The organism is Pseudomonas sp. 05N434 (assembly GCF_056396965.1).
Window position 1 is genome coordinate 1 of sequence record NZ_JBFTMK010000492.1, and the last position, 3,817, is coordinate 3,817.

General features: G+C 58.4%; 4 protein-coding genes. 3 read left to right on the forward strand and 1 reads right to left on the reverse strand.

Going from position 1 to position 3,817, the window contains the following annotated elements; genetic code table 11:
* The first annotated feature begins 1 nt into the window (after position 1).
* The 3 genes from AC1DLB_RS24220 (at position 2) to AC1DLB_RS24230 (ending at position 3,404) form a co-directional block, all read left to right on the forward strand.
* Complete coding sequence (locus AC1DLB_RS24220; RefSeq protein WP_477743969.1) at positions 2 to 1,039, forward strand: NAD(P)-dependent alcohol dehydrogenase; 1,038 nt, start codon at positions 2 to 4, stop codon at positions 1,037 to 1,039.
* Positions 1,040 to 1,083: 44 nt separating this feature from the next.
* Complete coding sequence (locus AC1DLB_RS24225; RefSeq protein WP_477743968.1) at positions 1,084 to 2,106, forward strand: alpha/beta hydrolase; 1,023 nt, start codon at positions 1,084 to 1,086, stop codon at positions 2,104 to 2,106.
* A gap of 89 nt (positions 2,107 to 2,195) precedes the next feature.
* Positions 2,196 to 3,404 (forward strand): MFS transporter, encoded by a 1,209-nt coding sequence (locus tag AC1DLB_RS24230; protein WP_477743967.1) that lies wholly within the window; start codon positions 2,196 to 2,198, stop codon positions 3,402 to 3,404.
* A gap of 72 nt (positions 3,405 to 3,476) precedes the next feature.
* Here AC1DLB_RS24230 and AC1DLB_RS24235 read toward each other — a convergent pair whose 3' ends face one another.
* A complete protein-coding gene (locus tag AC1DLB_RS24235) occupies positions 3,477 to 3,665 on the reverse strand; it encodes a short-chain dehydrogenase/reductase (protein ID WP_477785771.1) in 189 nt (62 codons plus the stop codon).
* Positions 3,666 to 3,817: the final 152 nt, after the last annotated feature.

Below are 3,817 nucleotides of genomic sequence, written 5' to 3' on the forward strand. Positions count from 1 at the left end.
CATGCTTGTACAAGCCTATGGTGCTCATGCGGGCGACAAGCCCCTTGAACCGTTGCAAATCATTCGCCGCACACCCGCCACCCATGACGTTCAGATCGATATTGCCTTTTGCGGCATCTGCCATTCGGACTTGCACCAGGTGCGCGCCGAGTGGGCGGGCACGCAATTTCCCTGCGTACCGGGGCACGAAATTGTGGGTCGTGTATCGGCGGTCGGCGCGCATGTTGTGGATTTCAAAGTCGGCGATCTGGTCGGTGTCGGTTGCTGCAAACACTGTGAAGACTGTGCCACGGGGCTGGAAAACTATTGCGACGGCATGGTCGGCACCTACAACTTCCCGACCCCGGACGCACCTGGCTGGACGCTCGGCGGCTACTCACAAAACATCGTGGTGCATGAACGTTATGTTCTGCGTATCCGCCATCCCGAAGAACAACTGGCCGCCGTCGCACCACTGCTGTGTGCGGGCATCACCACCTATTCCCCACTCCGTCACTGGAACGCCGGGCCGGGCAAGAAAATCGGCGTGGTCGGCATTGGTGGCCTGGGCCACATGGGCATCAAGCTGGCCCACGCGATGGGCGCCCACGTCGTGGCGTTCACTACATCCGAATCCAAGCGCGAAGCGGCGAAGGAGTTGGGCGCTGACGAAGTGGTGGTATCGCGCAACGCTGAGGAGATGGCCGCGCATGCCAAGAGCTTCGACTTCATCCTCAACACCGTCGCAGCCCCCCACGATCTCGATGCCTTTCTGGTTCTACTCAAGCGCGATGGTGCGCTGACCCTGGTCGGTGCGCCCGCCTCGCCGCATCCATCGCCCAATGTGTTCAACCTGATCATGAAACGACGAACGATTGCCGGCTCGATGATCGGCGGTATCCCCGAGACGCAGGAGATGCTGGATTTCTGCGCCGAGCACGGCATCGTCGCCGACATCGAGTTGGTCCGGGTCGATCAGATCAACGAATCCTATGAGCGGATGCTCAAGGGCGACGTCAAGTATCGCTTCGTGATCGACAACGCCACATTGGCTGGCTAAGCGAAAGGCGCCAGCGAATAACCACTCATCAAAAGGACTATCCAGTGAAAGGCATTTTGCTTGCCCTAGGGCTGCTTGTTACCTCTTTTTCTTCAACGGGAGCCGATTTGTCGAACGGCGCGGACAACTTCTACAAAAGCGAAAAAGTGACGGTAGAAAAGGTCACCTTCAAGAATCAATACGGCATGAAGGTGGTGGGCAATCTGTTCATCCTGAAGAACCTCAATCCTCAATCGAAGAATGCCGCGATCATTGTCGGTCATCCAATGGGGGCAGTGAAGGAGCAGAGTGCAAACCTCTACGCCACAAAAATGGCCGAACAGGGATTTATCACACTGTCGCTGGACTTGTCCTTCTGGGGTGAAAGTGAGGGCACGCCTCGCCAGGCCGTTTCGCCTGATATCTACGCCGAAGGCTTCAGTGCCGCCGTGGACTTTCTCGGCTCTCGCCCATTGGTCGATCGTGAACGTATCGGCGTCATCGGTATTTGCGGCAGTGGCAGCTTCGCCATCAGTGCGGCCAAGATCGATCCGCGTCTAAAGGCCATCGCCACCGTCAGCATGTACGACATGGGCGCCGCCAATCGTAATGGCCTCAAGCACAGTGTAACGATCGAACAACGCCGCCAAATCATTCGCGAAGCGGCGCAGCAGCGCAACGCCGAATTCTGGGGTGGCGAAGTCCGCTATACCAGCGGCTCACCACTGAAGCTGACCGGCAACGCCGTGGGTGACGAGTTCTACGATTTCTATCGCACACCGCGTGGTGAGGTCACCCCTGCCGGCGCATCGGCACAGACAACCACCATGCCGACGCTGACCAGCAACGTGAAATTCATGAACTTCTATCCGTTCAACGACATCGAGACGATCTCCCCTCGCCCACTGCTGTTCATTGCTGGCGCCTGGGCACACTCACTCGAGTTCAGCGAGGATGCCTACAAACGCGCGGCAGAACCTAAAGAACTGCTCATCATTCCAGATGCCGGCCATGTGGATCTTTACGACCGGGTCGACCTCATACCATTCGCCAAGTTGACCACGTTCTTCAAAAGCAACCTGAAGTAGCACTGAGCAGTGCCCTGGCCGGGCATCCGTTCTCACGCGCGGCCTCGTTCCCGGGGCCGCGACGCTTCGCGCATTACGGGATTCAATCAATGATCCAACACACGCTCTCAGCCCCGCGAAAACCTGAACAATCATGGGGTGCCGTATTCGCCATGTCGCTCGCCGCCTTCGTCCTGGTGGCATCGGAGTTCATGCCCGTCAGCCTGCTGACACCGATTGCCGCCGATCTGCATATCACCGAAGGGCAAGCGGGCCAGGGCATTTCAGTCTCTGGGCTGTTTGCGCTATTCGCCAGCCTCCTGACCGCTTCGGTGGCGGCGCGGGTCGACCGCAAGCCACTGCTGTTGTCCCTGACCCTGCTGATGATCGTTTCGGGAACCGTGGTCGCGTTCGCGCCGAACTACTGGGTGTTCATGGCCGGCCGCGCGCTGATCGGCGTAGCAATTGGTGGTTTCTGGTCATTGTCGGCGGCAACTGCCATACGCCTGGTGCCTGACGACCAGATCGCTCGCGCCATGGCAGTCGTCAATGGCGGCAACGCTCTGGCGACAGTGATYGCAGCACCTCTGGGCAGTTTTCTCGGAGCCTTCATCGGATGGCGCGGCGCATTTTTGTGCGTCATCCCGGTCGCGGTAATCGCCAGTCTCTGGCTTTGGGCGAGCCTTCCTGCGATGAAGTCGCAAAGCGGTTCAGGCACTGGAAATGTTTTCAGGCTGATGAAAAGCACACCGGTCGCGTTAGGCATGGCGGCGGTCAGTGTCTTTTTCATGGGCCAGTTCATGCTATTTACCTACCTGCGCCCGTTCCTTGAAACGGTCACGCACGTCAGTATTTCCATGCTGTCACTGATGTTGCTCGTCCTCGGCCTGGCAGGCCTCGCGGGAACCTTCCTGATTGAAGCATTCTTGAAAAATGGCCTGCATCGCACCCTCATCGTCATCCCGATATTGATGGCGGCGATCGCACTGGCACTCGTTTCGTTCGGCAGCTCTGCGACTACCACCACCGTCTTGTTGGGCCTCTGGGGGCTGGTTGCGACCGCGGCGCCGGTGGGATGGTGGACATGGCTGGCCAGAACATTGCCAGAGGATGCTGAAGCCGGAGGCGGCTTAATGGTGGCGATCATCCAACTGGCCATTGCATCCGGCGCAACCGTTGGCGGGCTGGTATTTGACTCGAACGGCTATCGAGCGACTTTCGAGTTGAGCGCCACGCTGCTGGGCGTGGCGGCAGTTCTTGCCTTCCTGGCGGCACGCGCTGCCTCGCGAGAACCTGTTGCATCGGAGAGCATCGCTTGAAAAAACACAAGACATGCCAAGGCGAGTCTTGTGTTCCTTGTGGGGCAATCGGTTGCAGACTGGACGGTAAAATCAGCGTGCGCTGTCGATGATTTGGCCACCGTCARGCGTCAGGCTATACCCCGTCAAAAATTGCCCATCCTTGCTGGCGAGAAACAGCACCACCGGTGCGATGTCCTCTTCGGGTGATCCATAACGGCCAAGTACGTTAGTGGGCGCAGGCACATCGGCCGCAATACCCCAAGCGTCTGCGACCGGCATGACATTGTTCACCGTTCCTCAAAGGGCCGTGGACGTTGATTACTAATTCAGGGGCAGATGAATCGCTGCTGGCGCCGTTCCGGGCAAACAAAATGATCACCCTTGAAATAGCTGACAGCCGACTGCTCTATGTACAGGCTCAAGGGACAAGC

Coding starts and splice junctions, on each gene's coding strand:
- AC1DLB_RS24220 (WP_477743969.1), top strand. CDS start 2: ATGCTTGTACAAGCCTATGGTGCTCATGCGGGCGACAAGCCCCTTGAA.